At 53.3% G+C, this 17,313-nt stretch carries 15 protein-coding genes; 5 read left to right on the forward strand and 10 right to left on the reverse strand.

Going from position 1 to position 17,313, the window contains the following annotated elements:
• Window positions 1-6: 6 nt before the first annotated feature.
• Together H7R56_RS10790 and H7R56_RS10795 are read right to left on the reverse strand one after the other, a co-directional pair.
• Window positions 7-858 (reverse strand): aldo/keto reductase, encoded by an 852-nt coding sequence (locus H7R56_RS10790; protein WP_106926637.1) that lies wholly within the window; start codon window positions 856-858, stop codon window positions 7-9.
• A 220-nt stretch (window positions 859-1,078) separates the two neighbouring features.
• On the reverse strand, window positions 1,079-2,272 hold the full coding sequence (locus H7R56_RS10795; protein WP_182928657.1) for a multidrug effflux MFS transporter: 1,194 nt from the start codon (window positions 2,270-2,272) through the stop codon (window positions 1,079-1,081).
• 244 nt (window positions 2,273-2,516) lie between these two features.
• On the opposite strand from H7R56_RS10795, the gene H7R56_RS10800 reads away from it, so the two are divergent.
• Window positions 2,517-3,101 carry an NAD(P)H-binding protein gene (locus H7R56_RS10800; RefSeq protein ID WP_106926641.1) on the forward strand — a complete coding sequence of 195 codons (585 nt, stop codon included), beginning with the start codon at window positions 2,517-2,519 and terminating at the stop codon, window positions 3,099-3,101.
• 17 nt (window positions 3,102-3,118) lie between these two features.
• Window positions 3,119-4,105 (forward strand): aldo/keto reductase, encoded by a 987-nt coding sequence (locus H7R56_RS10805; RefSeq protein ID WP_106926643.1) that lies wholly within the window; start codon window positions 3,119-3,121, stop codon window positions 4,103-4,105.
• A gap of 118 nt (window positions 4,106-4,223) precedes the next feature.
• Here the strand turns inward: H7R56_RS10805 and H7R56_RS10810 are convergent, their stop codons facing one another.
• The 5 genes from H7R56_RS10810 to pth all read right to left on the reverse strand — a co-directional run bounded on the left by H7R56_RS10810 (window position 4,224) and on the right by pth (window position 8,889).
• Window positions 4,224-4,475 carry a zinc ribbon domain-containing protein gene (locus tag H7R56_RS10810; protein WP_106926645.1) on the reverse strand — a complete coding sequence of 84 codons (252 nt, stop codon included), beginning with the start codon at window positions 4,473-4,475 and terminating at the stop codon, window positions 4,224-4,226.
• Between the two features lie 125 nt (window positions 4,476-4,600).
• Window positions 4,601-6,241 carry a class I SAM-dependent methyltransferase gene (locus tag H7R56_RS10815; RefSeq protein ID WP_106926647.1) on the reverse strand — a complete coding sequence of 547 codons (1,641 nt, stop codon included), beginning with the start codon at window positions 6,239-6,241 and terminating at the stop codon, window positions 4,601-4,603.
• Between the two features lie 7 nt (window positions 6,242-6,248).
• On the reverse strand, window positions 6,249-6,506 hold the full coding sequence (locus H7R56_RS10820; RefSeq protein WP_106926649.1) for a YjhX family toxin: 258 nt from the start codon (window positions 6,504-6,506) through the stop codon (window positions 6,249-6,251).
• 588 nt (window positions 6,507-7,094) lie between these two features.
• Window positions 7,095-8,189, reverse strand: a complete 1,095-nt coding sequence (gene ychF, locus H7R56_RS10825) for a redox-regulated ATPase YchF (protein WP_106926651.1) — start codon at window positions 8,187-8,189, stop codon at window positions 7,095-7,097.
• Window positions 8,190-8,304: 115 nt separating this feature from the next.
• Window positions 8,305-8,889 (reverse strand): aminoacyl-tRNA hydrolase, encoded by a 585-nt coding sequence (gene pth, locus H7R56_RS10830; RefSeq protein ID WP_106926653.1) that lies wholly within the window; start codon window positions 8,887-8,889, stop codon window positions 8,305-8,307.
• Window positions 8,890-9,168: 279 nt separating this feature from the next.
• Between pth and ychH the strand changes: the two genes are divergently transcribed.
• A complete protein-coding gene (ychH, locus tag H7R56_RS10835; protein ID WP_106926655.1) occupies window positions 9,169-9,453 on the forward strand; it encodes a stress-induced protein YchH in 285 nt (94 codons plus the stop codon).
• Window positions 9,454-9,533: 80 nt separating this feature from the next.
• On the opposite strand, the gene lysC is transcribed toward ychH, so the two are convergent.
• Window positions 9,534-10,898, reverse strand: a complete 1,365-nt coding sequence (gene lysC, locus H7R56_RS10840; protein WP_106926657.1) for a lysine-sensitive aspartokinase 3 — start codon at window positions 10,896-10,898, stop codon at window positions 9,534-9,536.
• Between the two features lie 613 nt (window positions 10,899-11,511).
• Here lysC and H7R56_RS10845 point away from each other — a divergent pair.
• Window positions 11,512-12,897: a diaminobutyrate--2-oxoglutarate transaminase gene (locus H7R56_RS10845; protein ID WP_106926659.1), complete on the forward strand. Its 1,386-nt coding sequence runs from the start codon at window positions 11,512-11,514 to the stop codon at window positions 12,895-12,897.
• Between the two features lie 15 nt (window positions 12,898-12,912).
• A complete protein-coding gene (locus H7R56_RS10850) occupies window positions 12,913-14,376 on the forward strand; it encodes a pyridoxal phosphate-dependent decarboxylase family protein (RefSeq protein ID WP_106926661.1) in 1,464 nt (487 codons plus the stop codon).
• Window positions 14,377-14,496: 120 nt separating this feature from the next.
• Here H7R56_RS10850 and dauA read toward each other — a convergent pair whose 3' ends face one another.
• Window positions 14,497-16,179, reverse strand: coding sequence for a C4-dicarboxylic acid transporter DauA (gene dauA / locus H7R56_RS10855; protein WP_106926663.1), 1,683 nt, complete (start codon window positions 16,177-16,179; stop codon window positions 14,497-14,499).
• Window positions 16,180-16,302: 123 nt separating this feature from the next.
• A complete protein-coding gene (gene prs, locus H7R56_RS10860) occupies window positions 16,303-17,250 on the reverse strand; it encodes a ribose-phosphate diphosphokinase (RefSeq protein WP_003856663.1) in 948 nt (315 codons plus the stop codon).
• Between the last annotated feature and the right edge of the window lie 63 nt (window positions 17,251-17,313).

Raw genomic sequence — 17,313 nt, forward strand, 5'->3', positions numbered from 1 at the left:
TTTACCTCAAATATCCAGTTTCCAGTCTGCAATCCATTCCACTCGCGCCGGATCACGGTGGGAGAAAAATGCGCTTGTCGCGGTATCGATAGCGGTTATTTTCTGCATATCGTCACCGCTTATCTCAAAATCAAAAATAGCGATATTTTCTGCCATGCGCGCTTTTTTGACCGTTTTGGCCAGCGATATAATGCTTCGCTGGTAGAGCCAGCGCAGGATAACTTGCCCAATGCTCTTGCCGTATTTCTGAGCGATGGCCGCCAGAACCGGATGTTCAAACAGTCCATTCTTTCCTTCGGCGAAAGGCGCCCAGGCTTCAGGCTGGACCTGTCGGCTTAGCATCCACGGTGCAGCGTGGAGTTGCTGATTAAAAGGGTTCACTTCAATTTGATTGACCGCCGGTACGACGTTATTGAACGCGATGAGATCGGCAAGCCTGTCCGGATGAAAATTACTGACGCCAATGGCGCGAATTCGCCCGGCAGCGAGCAATTCTTCCATTGCTCGCCAGGCACCGTGGACATCATTGTAGGGTTGGTGGATTAAATACAGGTCGATATAGTCCAGCTGGAGTCGGTTAATTGAACGCTCAAACTGGGCCTTTGCGCCCTCATAATTCACGTCCTGTACCCATAGTTTGGTGGTGATAAACAGCTCTTCGCGATTAACACCGCTACGCTTTATGGCATTTCCGACCTGAGTTTCGTTCTGATAGGCGGCGGCAGTATCAATCAGACGATAACCCGTTTCTATGGCGTCAATCACCGCACGCTCACATTCAGCCGCGTCCGTCATCTGGAAAACGCCGAAGCCTGCCAGGGGCATTTCAATGCCGTTGTTCAGTTTTACCGTTTGCACATGAATATCCTCAATCCTGGGTGTGAAAAGAGCTTAGCGCAGCCTTATTTATTTGATTAGAGGGTAAAATTTTCTAAGGTTAATTAGCAGTACTCATAAATGAGCGATGAACACTGCTTCTGCATGGCTACTGGAGATTGTTGTCTTTAAGAAACTTGCGGGTACCGCGCTATGTCAATGCAGCGATGGGGCAGCTTGATGCCTTCTTTGGCAAAAATAGTTAATGACCGGCCTTACTCATTCGGGTGGTCAGCGCCATTGCTGCGCTGGCCAAAGTGAAAAGGGTGATAATCCAGCCCATCGTCCAGGGGGTTCCATCGCTGAACATCGCTAACAGCAATGATGAAACGATGCCACTGCCGTACTGGAGTGAACCAATCAGTGCTGAAGCCGACCCTGCAGCATTCGGTGCCGAATCCAGAGCGGCGGCCGTTGCGGTGGCGGCAATAACGCCATTCATTGAAAACAGGATGAAAATTGCGAGAGCAATCAGGGCGATTCCACCGACATTCAGTTTTGTCGCAACCGCCAGCACCAGGGACGCTGTAGCGGCAATCAGCACGGCGCTTTTTAAGAGCGTTTCCAGTGGGTAACGTTGTACCAGGCGACGGTTAACCGCACTTAGCCCCATTACGCCAACAATGTTGACGGCAAACAACCAACCGTAATGCTGCGGATCTACATGGAAATACGTGATATAGACAAAAGGAGAGCCTGCAATAAATGCATAAACGGCCACATAATAAAACGTCAGACAAAGGGTGAACTTCATAAAGTTCACGTTACGGATCAACCGATAATATGTCCGGAACGCACCACCAATTGAGGACGATATACGACGTTCAAGCGGCAATGTCTCAGGCAGCCAGTAGAGTGACAGCAGCATGAATACGCCAATGGCCGTCAACAACCAGAAAATGGCATGCCATGAGGTGAATTTAATCATCTGCCCACCAAGCAGTGGGCCAACAATAGGGGCAATCGCCATGACAATGGTTAATGTTGAAAGCATCTGGGCGGCGCGAGTACGGCTAAACAGATCACGAATCATCGCGCGCGCTAGCATCGGGCCGGTGCAGGCCCCCAGCGCCTGAAATACCCGCCAGAAAACGATATGCGTGATATCAGTAGAAAGCGCGCATCCTGCTGAACCGATAATAAATAACACCATGCCAATTATCAGGGGAGGGCGACGACCGAAGCGATCGCTGATCGGCCCCCAGATAAGCTGCGCCAGACAAAAGCCAATCAAAAAGCCGGTGATAGTTAATTCTGCATCACCCTGCAATTCCTTCGCCATAATGGGCATTGCGGGAAGATAAATATCGGTAGACAAGGACGTAAACGCCATCAGGGCGCTGAGGATCATAATAAAAAGTAGTCCGGTTGTCTTAACGGAGGGAGAACGGTTCATACATGCCTGCTTAAGGAAGGATACTGCGTTCAATAATAGCGACCCGGCGGCAATTAATAATCATCGTAGGCTGGATAAGCGTTATGAGTCGCGCTCATGAATATAACCTTTTATCACCTGTCGCTCATCAAAGTGGTTTTGATTATCCCATAATTGAGAATTCTGAATGCGGTATAAATCCACATACAAACACAATCACACCCTCTAGTATTGCCCTCAGTGATTTGAAATGAGGAAGGGAAGAATGACAAACGTATTGATTCTGGGGGCTGCGGGCTCTCTTGCCCGAGTGGTTACCCGCTACTTACTGGATAACAGCCAGGCTCAGTTAACGCTGTATTTACGTAACAGTGCACGCCTGCAAAACCCGGATACCGCCAGGGTGACCCTGATTGAAGGGGATGTTCTCAATGATGAACAACTCAGGCTCGCCATGCGCGGTAAAGATATTGTGTACGCCAATTTATCCGGAAATATGAAGGAGCAGGCCGCGACGATTATTCGTGCAATGAAATCAACGGGCGTGCGTCGTTTGATCTTCATTAGCTCAATGGGAATATATGATGAAGTGCCGGGAGAGAAATACGGCAGTATTTTGGCGCCTTATCGGGAATCAGCAAAAATTATAGAAAATGCAGGGCTCGATCATACCATCATCCGGCCTGCGTGGTTTTCCAATGGGCATGAAGTTGAATATGGACTAACGCACAGAAATGAACCCTTTCGGGGCAGCAGCGTTTCCCGGCTAAGTATTGCCGATCTAATTAACCGTATGGTGATTGAACCATCACTTTATGTACATGACAGCCTGGGCATCGCCCGCGTTTAATGAGTAAGGAAATTAATATGAAATATCGTCAGTTAGGTCGTAGCGGATTAACCGTATCAGCATTAGGCATGGGGGCAATGAATTTAAGCTTTGGAACCGGTAGCGCCGTTGATGATCGGACCGGGATTAACGTTCTTCATGCTGCGCTCGACAGGGGGATTAACTTTTTTGACACTGCTCAGGCCTATGGCCCCTATACGAATGAAAAACTTGTGGGTAAGGCGTTATCTGCACATCGTGAAAAAGCGCTTATTGCGACCAAATTTGGTTTCAAACTGGAAAATGGTGTGACAACGGGCGTTGATAGTCGTCCTGAAAATATCCGCGCTGTTGCTGAAGCATCCCTGAAAAGCCTGAAAACAGATTATATCGATCTCTTTTATCAGCACCGTGTGGATCCGAATGTCCCTATTGAAGATGTTGCAGGTACGCTGGGAGATTTAATAAAGGAAGGTAAGATCCGTCACTATGGTTTATCCGAAGTTGGTGCTGCAACCATTCGTCGGGCACATGCAGTCATGCCAGTCGCAGCCGTGCAAAACCAGTACTCTTTGTGGACCCGTGAGCCTGAAGCAGAAGTATTGCCCGTTTGTGAGGAATTGGGAATCGGGTTTGTGCCCTGGGGACCTCTGGGGACCGGATTCCTGACGGGAACGATTGATTCCTCAACAAAATTCGATAGCGCGACTGATTTACGTGCAAACTTTCCGCGCTTCACCCCAGAGGCAATAAAAGCGAATATGCCGTTAGTCAGCATGCTCCGGGAGGTCGCAGCCAGTAAAGGAGCGACACCTGTACAGGTAGCTCTGGCATGGTTATTGGCACAAAAACCATGGATCGTACCGATTCCCGGGATGGATAAAGTTTCCTATATAGACGACAACATTAAAGCGATTGATCTTGAATTGAGCGAAGAGGATTTGGCTAATATGGATGCTTTGTTAGCAGGCATAAAAATCCAGGGGAATCGACTGGATGATGGTTTGCTTTCGATGTCGGAATGATGGCAGCGCTGATTTGTGTGAGTGTGCAACCAGCCAGGAAACTGGCTGGTTGAGTTATAGTCACAAATACTGACGTACGGCATGTGCTTCAATGCTGATTGAGCAGCAGAAATACATTTCACTCTTCCGCTTTATGAGCCCAGGCGGGCATTGCCGTCAGATAACGTTTTGCCCGTTTCCGGGCTTCTTCCGGGCCGACTTTTTGCCAGGAATCAAGGAAGCTGGCTAAGCCTGATACCGCGTCTTCCCAGGGTTTTAGATTGCCGTTGCTGTCGATGCAGTATGCGCAATATCGATCGCTGGCACTGTGTGCATCAGGTGCAGACATCGGCATCCCGCAAGCCTGACAGAACTGTTCATGTTGTGACATATGATGCTCCTTATGGTGACATCCTGATTAATAAAAATACAGAATATGTATTGTGCAGGTGATGCATCAGATCAAAACAATGGCTAAGCCCCGGCATCTCCAGTCAGAAATACCGGGGCTTGTTGTTACCTGGCAATGAGCGCGAACACGCCCCAGCCAAAGTATTCCCGCGCGTACGTTACGTGGCGTTTCGGCGAGAGTGTTAGCTCGGCCCTGACTTCCGCTGCGAAGTCGTCATCAGGATTGGCCTCCAGCCAGCGGCGCATGGTCAGCCATTTCGCGGCCTCATAGCGGTCCCAGCCTTCCTGATCTGCCAGTACCATTTCCACCACGTCATAGCCGAGGTCGTCGAACGCGCTGACAAGCCCTGGTAGCGTCATAAAATCGGTCGTCGAGCTGACGCCACAGGCCTGGGCAATCTCGTCCGTCGCAGGTTGCTGACGCCAGTAGGGTTCACCGATAAGCATGATCCCACCCGGTTTCAGGCTTTGAGCTAGCAGCCCGACGGTCCCGGCAAACCCACCGGCTATCCATGTCGCACCGACACAGGCCGCCACATCGCATTTCTCTTCTGTAACGTATCCGGCGGCGTCGTTATGGATGAACTGAACCCGGTCGCTGACGCCGAGCTCTTCGGCGCGGCGTCTGGCTTGCTCGCTGAACAACTGGCTCATATCGATACCGACACCGGTAATGGCGTGGTCCCGGGCCCAGGTACAGAGCATCTCGCCCGAGCCGCTGCCGAGGTCAAGAATGCGGGTCTCCGGTTTCATGCGCAGCACACGGCCCAGCGTGGCGTACTTCTCTTCGGTGAACGGGTTGTGGATGCGGTGTTCGCTTTCACTGATGGTAAAAATACGTGGGATATCCAATCTGGAATTCCTTTTATTGCGTTGAGCATTAAGAGAGTGTTTCTCTGAGATATTTGCTTTTTCAGCCAGCAGAACAAACAGCTTCCCTTCAAATGTCTCGCTGACTGGCCAGTCGTAGCTTTCAGGAGGAGGAAGCAGGGTAAACCCGGCATTGTCGAGCAGGCTGATGCATTCGTCATCGCGCCAGGCCGTCATCTGGCTGCCGAAACGGGTGGTTCGACCGTTTTCCTCTATGGCCCAGAACAGCGTTGAGCTGGTCTGCGCGGCTTCATCCCAGCCATGTTCCGTCAGAAGCAGATGAGGGACGCCCAGAAACAGCCCGTCCTGACAGCGTTGCCAGTTCGCTTCAGCCATTCCCTGACGCTTAACTTCGTCGAAAGTATGGACTTCAGTGAGCAGCCTGCCACCCGTTTCCAGCCACAGCGCGCAGCGGCTGACGAGTGAGCGCGCATCCGCCGTGCTAAACACATTCAGTTCCCCGAATGTCATCATGATGAAATCGAACGATTTATCCGGCCAGTATGCGCGGACATCCTGCTGAACATAGTCGATATGCAATCCGGCGTTCTGCGCCTGCTGACGGGCCCAGCTCACGGATGCCGGCGAGAAATCCACGCCGGTGCAGTGAAATCCGCGCTCCGCTAAGCGGTGGGTATAAAAGCCGGGACCGCAGCCGAGATCGAGGATATGTGCGCCAGGGGGTAACTGGCTGGCGATCCACTCGACCTGCTGCTTAATGACCTCCTGCCTGCGGCTGGCCCAGTCGTGGTCCTGCGACAAATGGTTTGCCAGCATGCGCTGGCTGAAGGCCGGTTCGTCCCAGGGGATTTTACTTTCCTCCGCTGACAGCTGGATGTGTCGGGATGAGGAAATAAGGGTGCTGATATCCATCATGCTCTCCTTAGCGGTTATCAAGCTGTGCGCGAACGTTATTCAGCCCGCTGGTGTTGATGCGGTAGGGCTGACCGTTGACGGACTTGATCAGTTTTTTGGTTTTGAGTTTTTTGAAGGTGGCAAGGGTGCAGTCGGTCAGCAACAGCCCTTCGCGGGTGTAGCATTCAACGGCGGTGACGCGGCCAGATGCATCGCGGACGTGCGCAATGCGACCACCTTTGGCGAGAACGTGTAAGGTACGTTGTTCCTGACGGGATAAATTCATACTGGAAAACCTGTTTAATCATCATGTGCAAAACGTGCAAACACACAGCGGTGCCCGCATTCGATTTCGGCGCATTGATAATCAGTTCGGCCTGAAAAGGTCGAGTAACTGATTATCGGATGATTACATTCTCCAGCATCAAAGCCTCGGGTTGAGTTGAAAGGTATTTACAGGATGGATAATAACACCTGGTTTTTATAAGTGAATATCCTGAGCTGAAAAGTGTGATCCTGACAGGGGCCAGTGAGGGCTCCCTTATTAAATCGACGGAGATTCTTCGCTGTAAAGGGTCTGTGTAGTGGTCAACTAAAATGGTCACCGCTTTAGCGTTTTTCTTTCGGCTTGGCAGCTCGGCATTGCGTATCAGCGAGCATAATGGGATCTTGTATATTTATTATACCGTTATTGTACTCAGTTAAAATGAAGATGGAAGAATGTTGTCCCCATCCATGTACGCATTTTTGACCGCGTTGGTACGGGATGAGTTGAGACGCTATGAAATAAAAAAATCCACGCAACTGCGTGGATTTTGTGGTTATTTGCGATTCTATGAGATTCAGCGAAACCTCATAAGACAACACATTTTATTTAGACGTTAAACAGGAAGTTCATCACGTCGCCATCTTTGACGATGTAATCTTTCCCTTCAGCACGCATCTTGCCGGCTTCTTTCGCGCCTTGTTCACCTTTGTAGGTGATAAAGTCTTCAAACGCGATGGTCTGCGCGCGGATAAAGCCTTTTTCGAAGTCGGTGTGGATTTTACCGGCTGCCTGCGGCGCGGTAGCGCCGACCGGGATGGTCCATGCGCGCACTTCTTTTACGCCTGCGGTGAAGTAGGTTTGCAGGTTAAGCAGTTCGTAACCGGCGCGGATCACGCGGTTCAGGCCCGGCTCTTCCAGGCCCATTTCGGCCATGAATTCTTCACGGTCAGCATCGTCGAGTTCTGCGATGTCGGCTTCAACGGCGGCGCATACGGCAACCACAACGGAACCTTCGGCAGCGGCGATTTCACGCACTTTGTCGAGGTACGGGTTGTTCTCGAAACCATCTTCGTTGACGTTAGCGATATACATGGTTGGCTTCAGGGTCAGGAAGCTCAGGTATTTGATGGCCGCTTTATCTTCGTCCGTCAGGGTTTTCAGCGCGCGCAGCATACCGGCGTTTTCCAGCTGCGGCAGGCATTTTTCCAGCGCGGCCTGTTCGGCTTTTGCGTCTTTATCGCCGCCTTTGGCTTTCTTCTGAACGCGGTGCAGGGCGCGCTCGCAGGTATCAAGGTCAGACAGCGCCAGCTCGGTGTTGATAACGTCGATATCGTCAGCCGGGTCCACTTTGTTATTAACGTGGATGATGTTGTCGTTTTCGAAGCAGCGTACAACGTGGCCGATCGCTTCGGTTTCGCGGATGTTGGTCAGGAACTGGTTACCCAGGCCTTCACCTTTGGACGCGCCTTTTACCAGGCCCGCGATATCAACGAATTCCATGGTGGTCGGCAGGATACGCTGCGGTTTAACGATTTCCGCCAGCTGGTCCAGACGCGGATCGGGCATCGGTACGACGCCTGTGTTCGGCTCGATAGTACAGAACGGGAAGTTCGCCGCTTCAATACCGGCTTTCGTGAGCGCGTTGAACAGGGTGGATTTGCCTACGTTTGGCAAACCGACGATACCGCATTTGAATCCCATGTTTAAATCACCTTAATCTTTTGATATTCAACCTGTTAGCTTGAACAGATTGTAGAAAAGTAAATAACTTTGCGCATTATACACGTCATACGGAAAAAATACCGCAGTCGTCGGTCTATTGCGCCTTAAAAGCGTGTAATCGGTTCGTGGCTTTAGTCAGCCCGTCTTTCAGCCAGATTTCGGTGCAGCGCGCCGCTTCGTCTACCGCATCGTCGATCAGCTTCTGTTCTGCTGCCTGCGGTTTGCCGAGGACAAAACCGACAACTTTACTTTTATCGCCCGGATGGCCGATCCCGATACGTAAGCGATGAAAATTAGGGTTATTGCCTAATTTGCTGATGATATCTTTTAACCCATTATGACCGCCGTGGCCGCCGCCCAGCTTAAACTTCGCGACGCCAGGCGGGAGATCCAGTTCGTCGTGGGCCACCAGAATTTCATCTGGATTAATGCGATAGAAGGTTGCCAGCGCCGCCACGGCTTTGCCGCTAAGGTTCATAAAAGTGGTGGGCACCAGCAGGCGGACATCTTCCCCCGCTAGGTTAATGCGCGAGGTGTAGCCAAAAAATTTACTCTCTTCGCGCAGCGGGGCACGAAAGCGTTCAGCCAGTAAATCGACGTACCAGGCGCCAGCGTTATGGCGCGTCCCCGCGTACTCTGCGCCGGGGTTTGCGAGGCCGACAATCAGTTTAATCGTCACGTTATTGTTCCTGAGTGGGCAATCTTTCCGGCGGCTAGTTTACGTCGTGACGGGCTGCTTGACAAAAATAAGCGCTGAAAGCGTAAAAAACGGAATAGTTTTCCAGAGTGATAATGCGCATTGAAAAGCATATCAGTAACTTAAATGTAAAGTTATGTTGATGATATGTGCCTATTTGTGATCGGTAGCGCACTTATCCACAGCGGTGTTGTCTATACTTTACACACATGGAATAGGGATATATCCCGAAACCCAAAGCCAATCTACGGAGGTGACACTATGAAACGCAAAAACGCTTCGTTACTCGGTAATGTGCTCATGGGGTTAGGCCTGCTCGTGATGGTCGTCGGCGTCGGTTATTCTATTTTAAACCAGCTGCCGCAGCTTGACCTCCCGCAATTCTTTGCGCACGGGGCCGTACTCAGCATCTTCGTCGGCGCGATTCTTTGGCTGGCCGGGGCGCGTGTCGGCGGGCACGAGCAGGTGAGCGATCGGTACTGGTGGGTTCGTCACTACGACAAGCGCTGCCGTCGCGGCGGTGGGTCATCACACCGTCCTGGCTAAATAAGGGCTCCGTGAAGGAGCCACTGAGACAGTTAACAAAGTCCTGGCCGTTAAGACCGGGACTTTTTGTTTTTATCACCTTATGACTCAAACAGCCGCAAATGCAGGGCCTTAACGGCGCTATCGGCTTCATCCGCGGGCAGCAGAATGCAAAGATTATTGCTGGAGGCGCCGTGGCAGACCATACGAACCGCATGCGTCTCAAGCCAGGCAAAAACATCCTTAAACACGCCAGAGACCTGCGTAAGCTGATTGCCGACCAGCGTCACCAGCGCCAGGCCGGTTTCCACTTCTACGCGACAGTGGGAAGACAGCTCGGTAAATAACGATGTGGTCAGCGTGTGATCTTCACCCGAGGTGGCGTGAGTGGAGTCCAGCGCGAGCGCAATGCTGTTTTCGGAGGTTGTCACCAGATCGGCGGCCACCGAATGACGCGCTAACAGCGCAAACATCTGCGCTAAGAAATGGCAGGACGGTTGTGCATCCAGGCTGTGCAAACGCAGCAGCGTTTGCTTGCGGCGCACCGCCACCGCACGGTAGCGCGGCGGGTTGTCCGTCGTGCAGCAAACCAGCGTACCGCCAGCGGCGATATTTTTGCTGGAGCCAACGAACACCGGAATGTTTTTGCGCATCGCCGGCATCAGCGTGGCGGGGTGTAGCACTTTCGCGCCGTAGGCTGCCATATCGCTCGCTTCGGCAAACGAGATGCGGTCGATCCGTTTGGCATTAGGCGCAATACGCGGGTCGGTTGTATAAATACCGGCCACGTCGGTCCAGATATCCACCCGTGCCGCGTGGAGGGCTTCGCCGAGCAGCGACGCGGTATAGTCGCTCCCACCGCGGCCGAGCGTCGTGGTGTGCCCGCTGGCATCGCGGCCAATAAACCCCTGGGTAATCATGATGGCCTGCTCAAGGCGTGGGCGCAGGTGCATTTCGGCCAGTTCAGCCAGCGCGGCGACGTCCGGCTCAGCGCAACCGTAGTTGGCGTTAGTGCGAATCACGCTGCGCGCATCAAACCAGCTGGCTTCGACCTCGCGCTCGCGCATGACCTCGGTAAAGAGCAGCGAAGACATCAGCTCGCCGTGGCTCACGAGTTCATCACTCAGCGCGGTGGAAGGCGACGCCGCGGCGGTTTGCGCCAGGCGGCCGATATTGTCGAGGAGATTATCGATTTCCTTGCTGATAACCGAAGGCTGCTTCAGGCGGGAAATAATGTTGTACTGGATAGTACGTAACGTCTCGAGCTTGTCTAATTGCCGATGGCTTTCCAGACCTTCAGAAAGTTCGACCAGCAGGTTGGTCACGCCTGCCGAAGCAGAAAGAACGACTAAACGAACGTTGGGATCAGCAAGAACAATGCTGGCACTGCGGTTCATCGCGTCAAAATCAGCGACGCTGGTGCCGCCAAATTTGGCAACGATGAATTGTGGATAAATGCGTGTCATAACAATCTCATATCAGGGCGCCATGAAAGCATGGCTAGAAAATTTTCATTCTCGGCATAAGGGAAGCGTCTTCGCCTTACGAAATGTCCGCCCGCGAACATTTCTGATGACAACCCAGGAAAGGCTCCTGTTGTCGATAACGTGTTTCGCCTGTACGCGTTACCGGGTGATGCGCATTAGTTCTTTATTTACAGAGCCTGCAAATAAGCGCGCCATAGTAAGTGATTTATCCAGAGGGATCGACTTTTTTATTTTATTTCAGCATAAACAAGTGAAAAATCATGCATTCGGCGGTTAGTGCTTACATTATTAATGGTAAATTCGTGTAAGTGAATAATAAAACCATGAAAATAAGATGGCTTTTAATACATCATGCGGGAGGCTTCTGCGGAGAGGTCTTTAAGACAAATGGTAACAAAATTTAATAAAATTGAGGGCGCTGCGTCGGTGTTACTCATTGATTTTAAATGAAAATTAAACGATGTTTCAGACCTTAAAATAAATGATTGAGTCCAACGCTAAAACAACATATATTAGCCGCGCTTTTTTACAGGTAATCCTTATAACCATTTATTCAATCAGGCGTTAATCTACACCTGGTTGTAGGAGTGATATGATGACGGATAAAGTCCGTATTGATACTTTAAGTGCTAATTCATTACCACAGAGCAATGATACCTTTTTAGCAAGACAGGCTGAGTTTGAATCTAATGTCCGCAGCTATCCACGTAAACTGCCATTAGCCATCGCTAAAGCGCAGGGCGTCTGGATTACTGACGTAGAAAATAATCAATATCTTGATTGCCTGGCAGGTGCCGGAACCCTGGCGCTTGGTCATAATCATCCTGAAGTGCTGCAGAGCATTCAAAGTGTCATCACAAGCGGCTTACCGTTACATACGCTTGATCTTACTACCCCATTAAAAGATGAATTTTCATCTTATTTACTGTCCTTATTACCGGGGCAGGGCAAAGAATATTGCCTGCAATTCACCGGTCCGTCCGGCGCAGATGCCGTTGAAGCGGCCCTGAAGCTGGCGAAAAAAGTGACCGGCCGTTCCAGCGTGATCAGCTTCTCCGGCGGTTACCACGGGATGACCCACGGCGCGCTGTCCGTGACCGGCAACCTGTCACCGAAAGAAGCCGTCAGCAACATGATGGCGGAAGTGCAGTTCATGCCGTATCCGCATGAGTACCGCTGCCCGCTGGGTATCGGCGGCGAGGCTGGCGTCAAAGCATTAACCTATTACTTCGAAAACCTGATTAACGACGTTGAAAGTGGCGTGCGTAAACCTGCGGCCGTGATCCTTGAAGCCGTGCAGGGCGAAGGCGGCGTGAACCCGGCGCCGGTTGAGTGGCTGCAACGTATTCGTAAAGTGACTCAGGAACACGGCATTCTGCTGATCATCGATGAAGTTCAGGCTGGTTTCGCACGTACCGGTAAGCTGTTCGCCTTCGAACACGCTGGCATTGAGCCAGATATCATTGTGATGTCCAAAGCGGTTGGCGGCGGTCTGCCGCTGGCGGTTCTGGGCATTAAAAAGCAGTTCGACGCATGGGCCCCGGGCCACCACACCGGCACCTTCCGTGGCAACCAGCTGGCGATGGCGACCGGCCTGATGACGCTGAAGATCCTCAAAGACGACAACATTGCCGATAAAGTGGCTGCCCAGGGCGAGTGGCTGAAAGGCAAGCTGGCTGACCTGCAGAAACGCTACCCGGTGATTGGTCATGTACGTGGTCTGGGTCTGATGATTGGTATTGAGATCGTGAAGCCGAACGAAGCGCAGGATCATATGGGCTGCTACCCGGCCGATGGCGAATTGTCCGCGCTGCTGCAGAAAAAATGCTTCGAAAATGGGCTGATTCTGGAGCGTGGGGGCCGCAACGGTTGCGTACTGCGTCTGCTGCCGTCTCTGCTGATCACCAACGCTGAGCTGGAAGTGTTCCTCGATAAATTCGAAAACGCCCTGCTGGGCGCTGGCGTGAAGCCGGTTTAAACGGAGTTGGATCGAATGTCAGACGTAAACCCGATTCTGTCCGGCTCGGCGCAAAGCATTGCCGCCTATCAGGATGCTATCGAGCAGAGTACGCGAGCGGTCGTTGAATGGTTGAAGCAGCCTGAGATGTATCAGGGCAAAACCGTTGAGCAACTGCGCGAACGCATCAACCTGAACTTTACGTCTCAGGGCCTGGGCAACCAGGCCGCTATTGAGCGTGCGGTTGAATACTTTCTGAAAGACAGCCTGTTAGTCCACCATGCCCAGTGCGTGGCGCACCTGCACTGCCCGAGCCTGGTGATTAGCCAGGCGGCGGAAGTGCTGATCAACGCCACCAACCAGAGCATGGACTCCTGGGACCAGAGCCCGTCCGCCACCATCATTGAGATCAAGCTGATCGAATGGCTGCGCGAGCAGGTGGGCTATACGGCGGGCGACGCCGGCGTGTTTACCAGCGGCGGTACCCAGAGCAACCTGATGGGCCTGATGCTGGCGCGCGATGCCTTCTTCGCCCGCCAGGGGCATTCCATTCAGCAGAATGGTCTGACCGGTGACCTGAGCAAAATCAAAGTGTTCTGCTCTGAAAGCGCGCACTTCTCCGTGCAGAAGAACATGGCGCTGATGGGGCTGGGCTACCGTTCCGTCACTCAGGTGAAGACCGATGCATTCTCGCGTATGGATCTGGCTGACCTGAAAGCCAAGCTGGCTCAGGCGAAAGCCAACGGCGAGCAGGTGATGGCGATTGTCGCCACCGCCGGGACCACCGATGCTGGCGCCATCGATCCGTTAGCGGATATCGCGGCGCTGGCGGCGGAGCATCAGATCTGGATGCACGTGGATGCAGCGTGGGGCGGGGCGTTACTGCTGTCTGAGAAGTATCGCGACTTCCTGAACGGTCTTGAGCTGGCGGACTCCGTGACGCTGGACTTCCACAAGCAGTTCTTCCAGACCATCAGCTGCGGCGCGTTCCTGCTTAAAGATGCGCGTCACTACGAGCTGATGCGCTATCAGGCGGCGTACCTGAACTCAGAATTCGATGAAGAGGCTGGCGTGCCGAATCTGGTGTCGAAGTCGCTGCAGACCACGCGCCGTTTCGATGCGCTGAAGCTGTGGATGGGTCTTGAAGCGCTGGGCAAAAAGCAGTACGCCGAAATCATTGATAACGGCGTCACGCTGGCGCGTGATGTGGCTGCGTTTGTCAAAACTCAGCCGCATCTGGAGCTGGTGATGGAGCCGCAGCTGGCAAGCGTGCTGTTCCGCTTCCGTCCTGAAAGCGATGACATGGCGTTCGTTGCGCTGCTGAACCAGCGTATTGGTGACGTTCTGCTGGCTTCGGGGAGCGCCAACGTCGGCGTGACTGAATCGGATGGCATCACCTGCCTGAAGCTGACGCTGCTGAACCCGACGGTGTGCCTGGAGGACGTTAAAGTTCTGCTGGGGAGCGTGAAAGACACCGCTGAGCAGTTGCTGAAAGCGTAAGCAATCACGTTGCGATAAAAATGGCTCCCGAGGGAGCCATTTTTTTTGCCTGTGATGTCACGCGACGCCGGGGAGGCTACGGTGCGATTCCCGGCGGCGCTTTGCTTGGCTGGGCTACGGTCAGAGGATGTCTGCCAGGGCGGCATCTTTGTTTGGGAAGAATGCCAGACGGCCAGGAATCGGCTGAATACCCGCGCGCGCCATGGTGCGCAGCGGCTGGAATTCCAGGTTAGATACCCGCAGCTCGCAGCCTTCAGGCAGTTTTTTCACAAACCGCTGGAAGGCATCCAGGCCACCGGCATCCAGTACCGGGACCGCGTCCCATTTCAGCACCACAATGCGTTTACCGGCAATGCGCGTTTCCAGATCGCTGAATAAACCTTCTGCAGCGGCAAAAAACAGCGGGCCAATGACGCGCAGTACCAGCACATCATCCGGCACCGACACGTTAACCGCCGACAGACGCGTCATACGCGCAATCCGGCGCATAAACAACAGCGAAGCCAGCACGATGCCGACGCTGATAGCGATGACCATATCAAACAGCACGGTCAGCGACATGCAAATCAGCATCACAATAATGTCGTCTTTTGGCGCTTTGCGCAGCAGATACACGACCTTATGCGCCTCGCTCATATTCCATGCCACCATCAGCAGCAGGGCGGCCATCGCCGACAGCGGCAGCCAGGACAGCACCGGCGCGAGGATCAGCAGCGCCAGAATCACCAGAATAGCGTGAATAACCGCGGAAACCGGTGAGGTGGCACCTGCGCGAACGTTAGCCGCGGAACGCGCGATCGCGGCAGTGGCGGTAATACCACCGAAGAACGGGGCGACAATGTTGCCCAGACCCTGACCAACCAGTTCGCTGTTAGCCTTGTGTTTGGTGCCGGTCATGCCGTCAAGCACCACCGCGCACAGCAGCGATTCGATGGCCCCGAGCATGGCCATCGAAAATGCGGCGGGCAGCAGCGCATGCAGCGATGCCCAGCTCAGCGTGAAGCTGGAGCCCGGGAGATCCCACGGCAGCACAAACTGCGGCAGCAGCTGCGGAATGCCGTTGCCCTGAGAGCCGTCGGCCAGCACGTAGTGGAACTGGGAACCAATGGTCGCAACGTGTCCGCCGAGCAGGTTGACCAACAGCATGACCACGCAGCCGGCGATAAGCGCAGGCAGGTGGCCCGGCAGGCGCAGGCCGAGGCGTGGCCAGAGGATCAGCGTGCCGAGGGTGACGATGCCAATAGCCGCATCGCCAACGTTGATGGTCGGCAGCGCCATTACCAGCGCGCCCACCTTCTGTAAGTAGTGTTCCGGAACGTGCGTCATTTGCAGACCGAGGAAGTCTTTAATCTGCATGGTCCCGATGGTAATACCAATCCCCGAGGTGAAGCCAAGCGTCACCGACAGCGGAATATATTCGATCAGGCGGCCAAAGCGGGCCAGGCCAAAGAGGATCAGGAATATTCCGGACATCAGGGTCGCCACCAGCAGGCCTGCGAGACCAAACTGCTGCGAAACGGGATAGAGGATCACCACGAAGGCCGCGGTGGGGCCGGATACGCTAAAGCGGGAGCCACCACTCAGGGCGATAACGATCCCCGCGACGGCCGAGGTATACAGGCCGTACTGTGGCGCAACCCCGCTGCCAATAGCCAACGCCATCGCCAGCGGAATGGCAATGATACCGACGGTGATCCCGGCAATCAGGTCGCGCATAAAGCGCGCCGAGCTGTACTTCTCTTTCCAGCAGGCGTCGATCAGCGCGCGGAAAGGCATGATATCGGAGGAGAATAATTTATTCACAATACTGTTTCATCCATGAGCGCATCATCTGTCACGTGAATGGCAGTGAAGTTGGCATAAATCATACAAATAAATACTATAGACAAAAAAACCCGCCGCAGCGGGTTTTTTAACCAGATTCGATTAATGTTCGAACATGGCAGAGATGGATTCTTCGTTGCTGATACGACGAATCGCTTCGGCCAGCATCCCGGACAGGGTCAGGGTGCGAACGTTCGGCAGCGCTTTGATCTCATCGCTTAACGGGATGGTATCGCAGACAACCACTTCGTCGATGACGGAGTTACGCAGGTTGTTTACCGCGTTGCCGGAGAAGATCGGGTGAGTTGCGTAGGCGAATACGCGTTTAGCACCACGCTCTTTCAGCGCTTCAGCCGCTTTGCACAGCGTGCCGCCGGTATCGATCATGTCATCAACCAGCACGCAGTCACGACCGGCAACGTCGCCGATGATATGCATAACCTGAGACACGTTCGCACGCGGGCGACGTTTGTCGATGATAGCCATGTCGGTATCGTTCAGCAGCTTAGCGATAGCGCGAGCGCGAACCACGCCGCCGATGTCCGGAGAAACCACGATTGGGTTATCCAGGTTCAGCTGCAGCATATCTTCGAGCAGGATTGGGCTACCGAATACGTTATCCACCGGGACATCGAAGAAGCCCTGGATCTGTTCAGCGTGCAGGTCTACGGTCAGTACGCGGTCAACGCCTACGCTGGACAGGAAGTCAGCAACAACTTTAGCGGTGATAGGTACACGAGCAGAGCGAACGCGACGGTCCTGGCGAGCATAACCGAAGTAAGGGATAACGGCGGTGATACGGCCTGCGGAAGCACGGCGCAGGGCATCAACCATAACGACTAATTCCATCAGGTTGTCGTTAGTTGGGGCACAAGTGGACTGGATGATGAAAATATCACCACCGCGTACGTTTTCATTGATTTGTACGCTGACTTCGCCGTCGCTAAAGCGACCTACAGCGGCGTCGCCGAGAGAAGTGTACAGGCGGTTGGCAATACGTTGTGCTAGTTCCGGGGTGGCGTTACCAGCAAAAAGCTTCATATCAGGCACGAGAAGAACCTCAGGCATGCGTCCAGTGGTGGATGAAACGGGCCAAAAACTGTGCGGGCCAGG

Origin of the sequence: Klebsiella sp. WP3-W18-ESBL-02 (genome assembly GCF_014168815.1) — a bacterium.
Classification (GTDB): domain Bacteria; phylum Pseudomonadota; class Gammaproteobacteria; order Enterobacterales; family Enterobacteriaceae; genus Kluyvera; species Kluyvera ascorbata_B.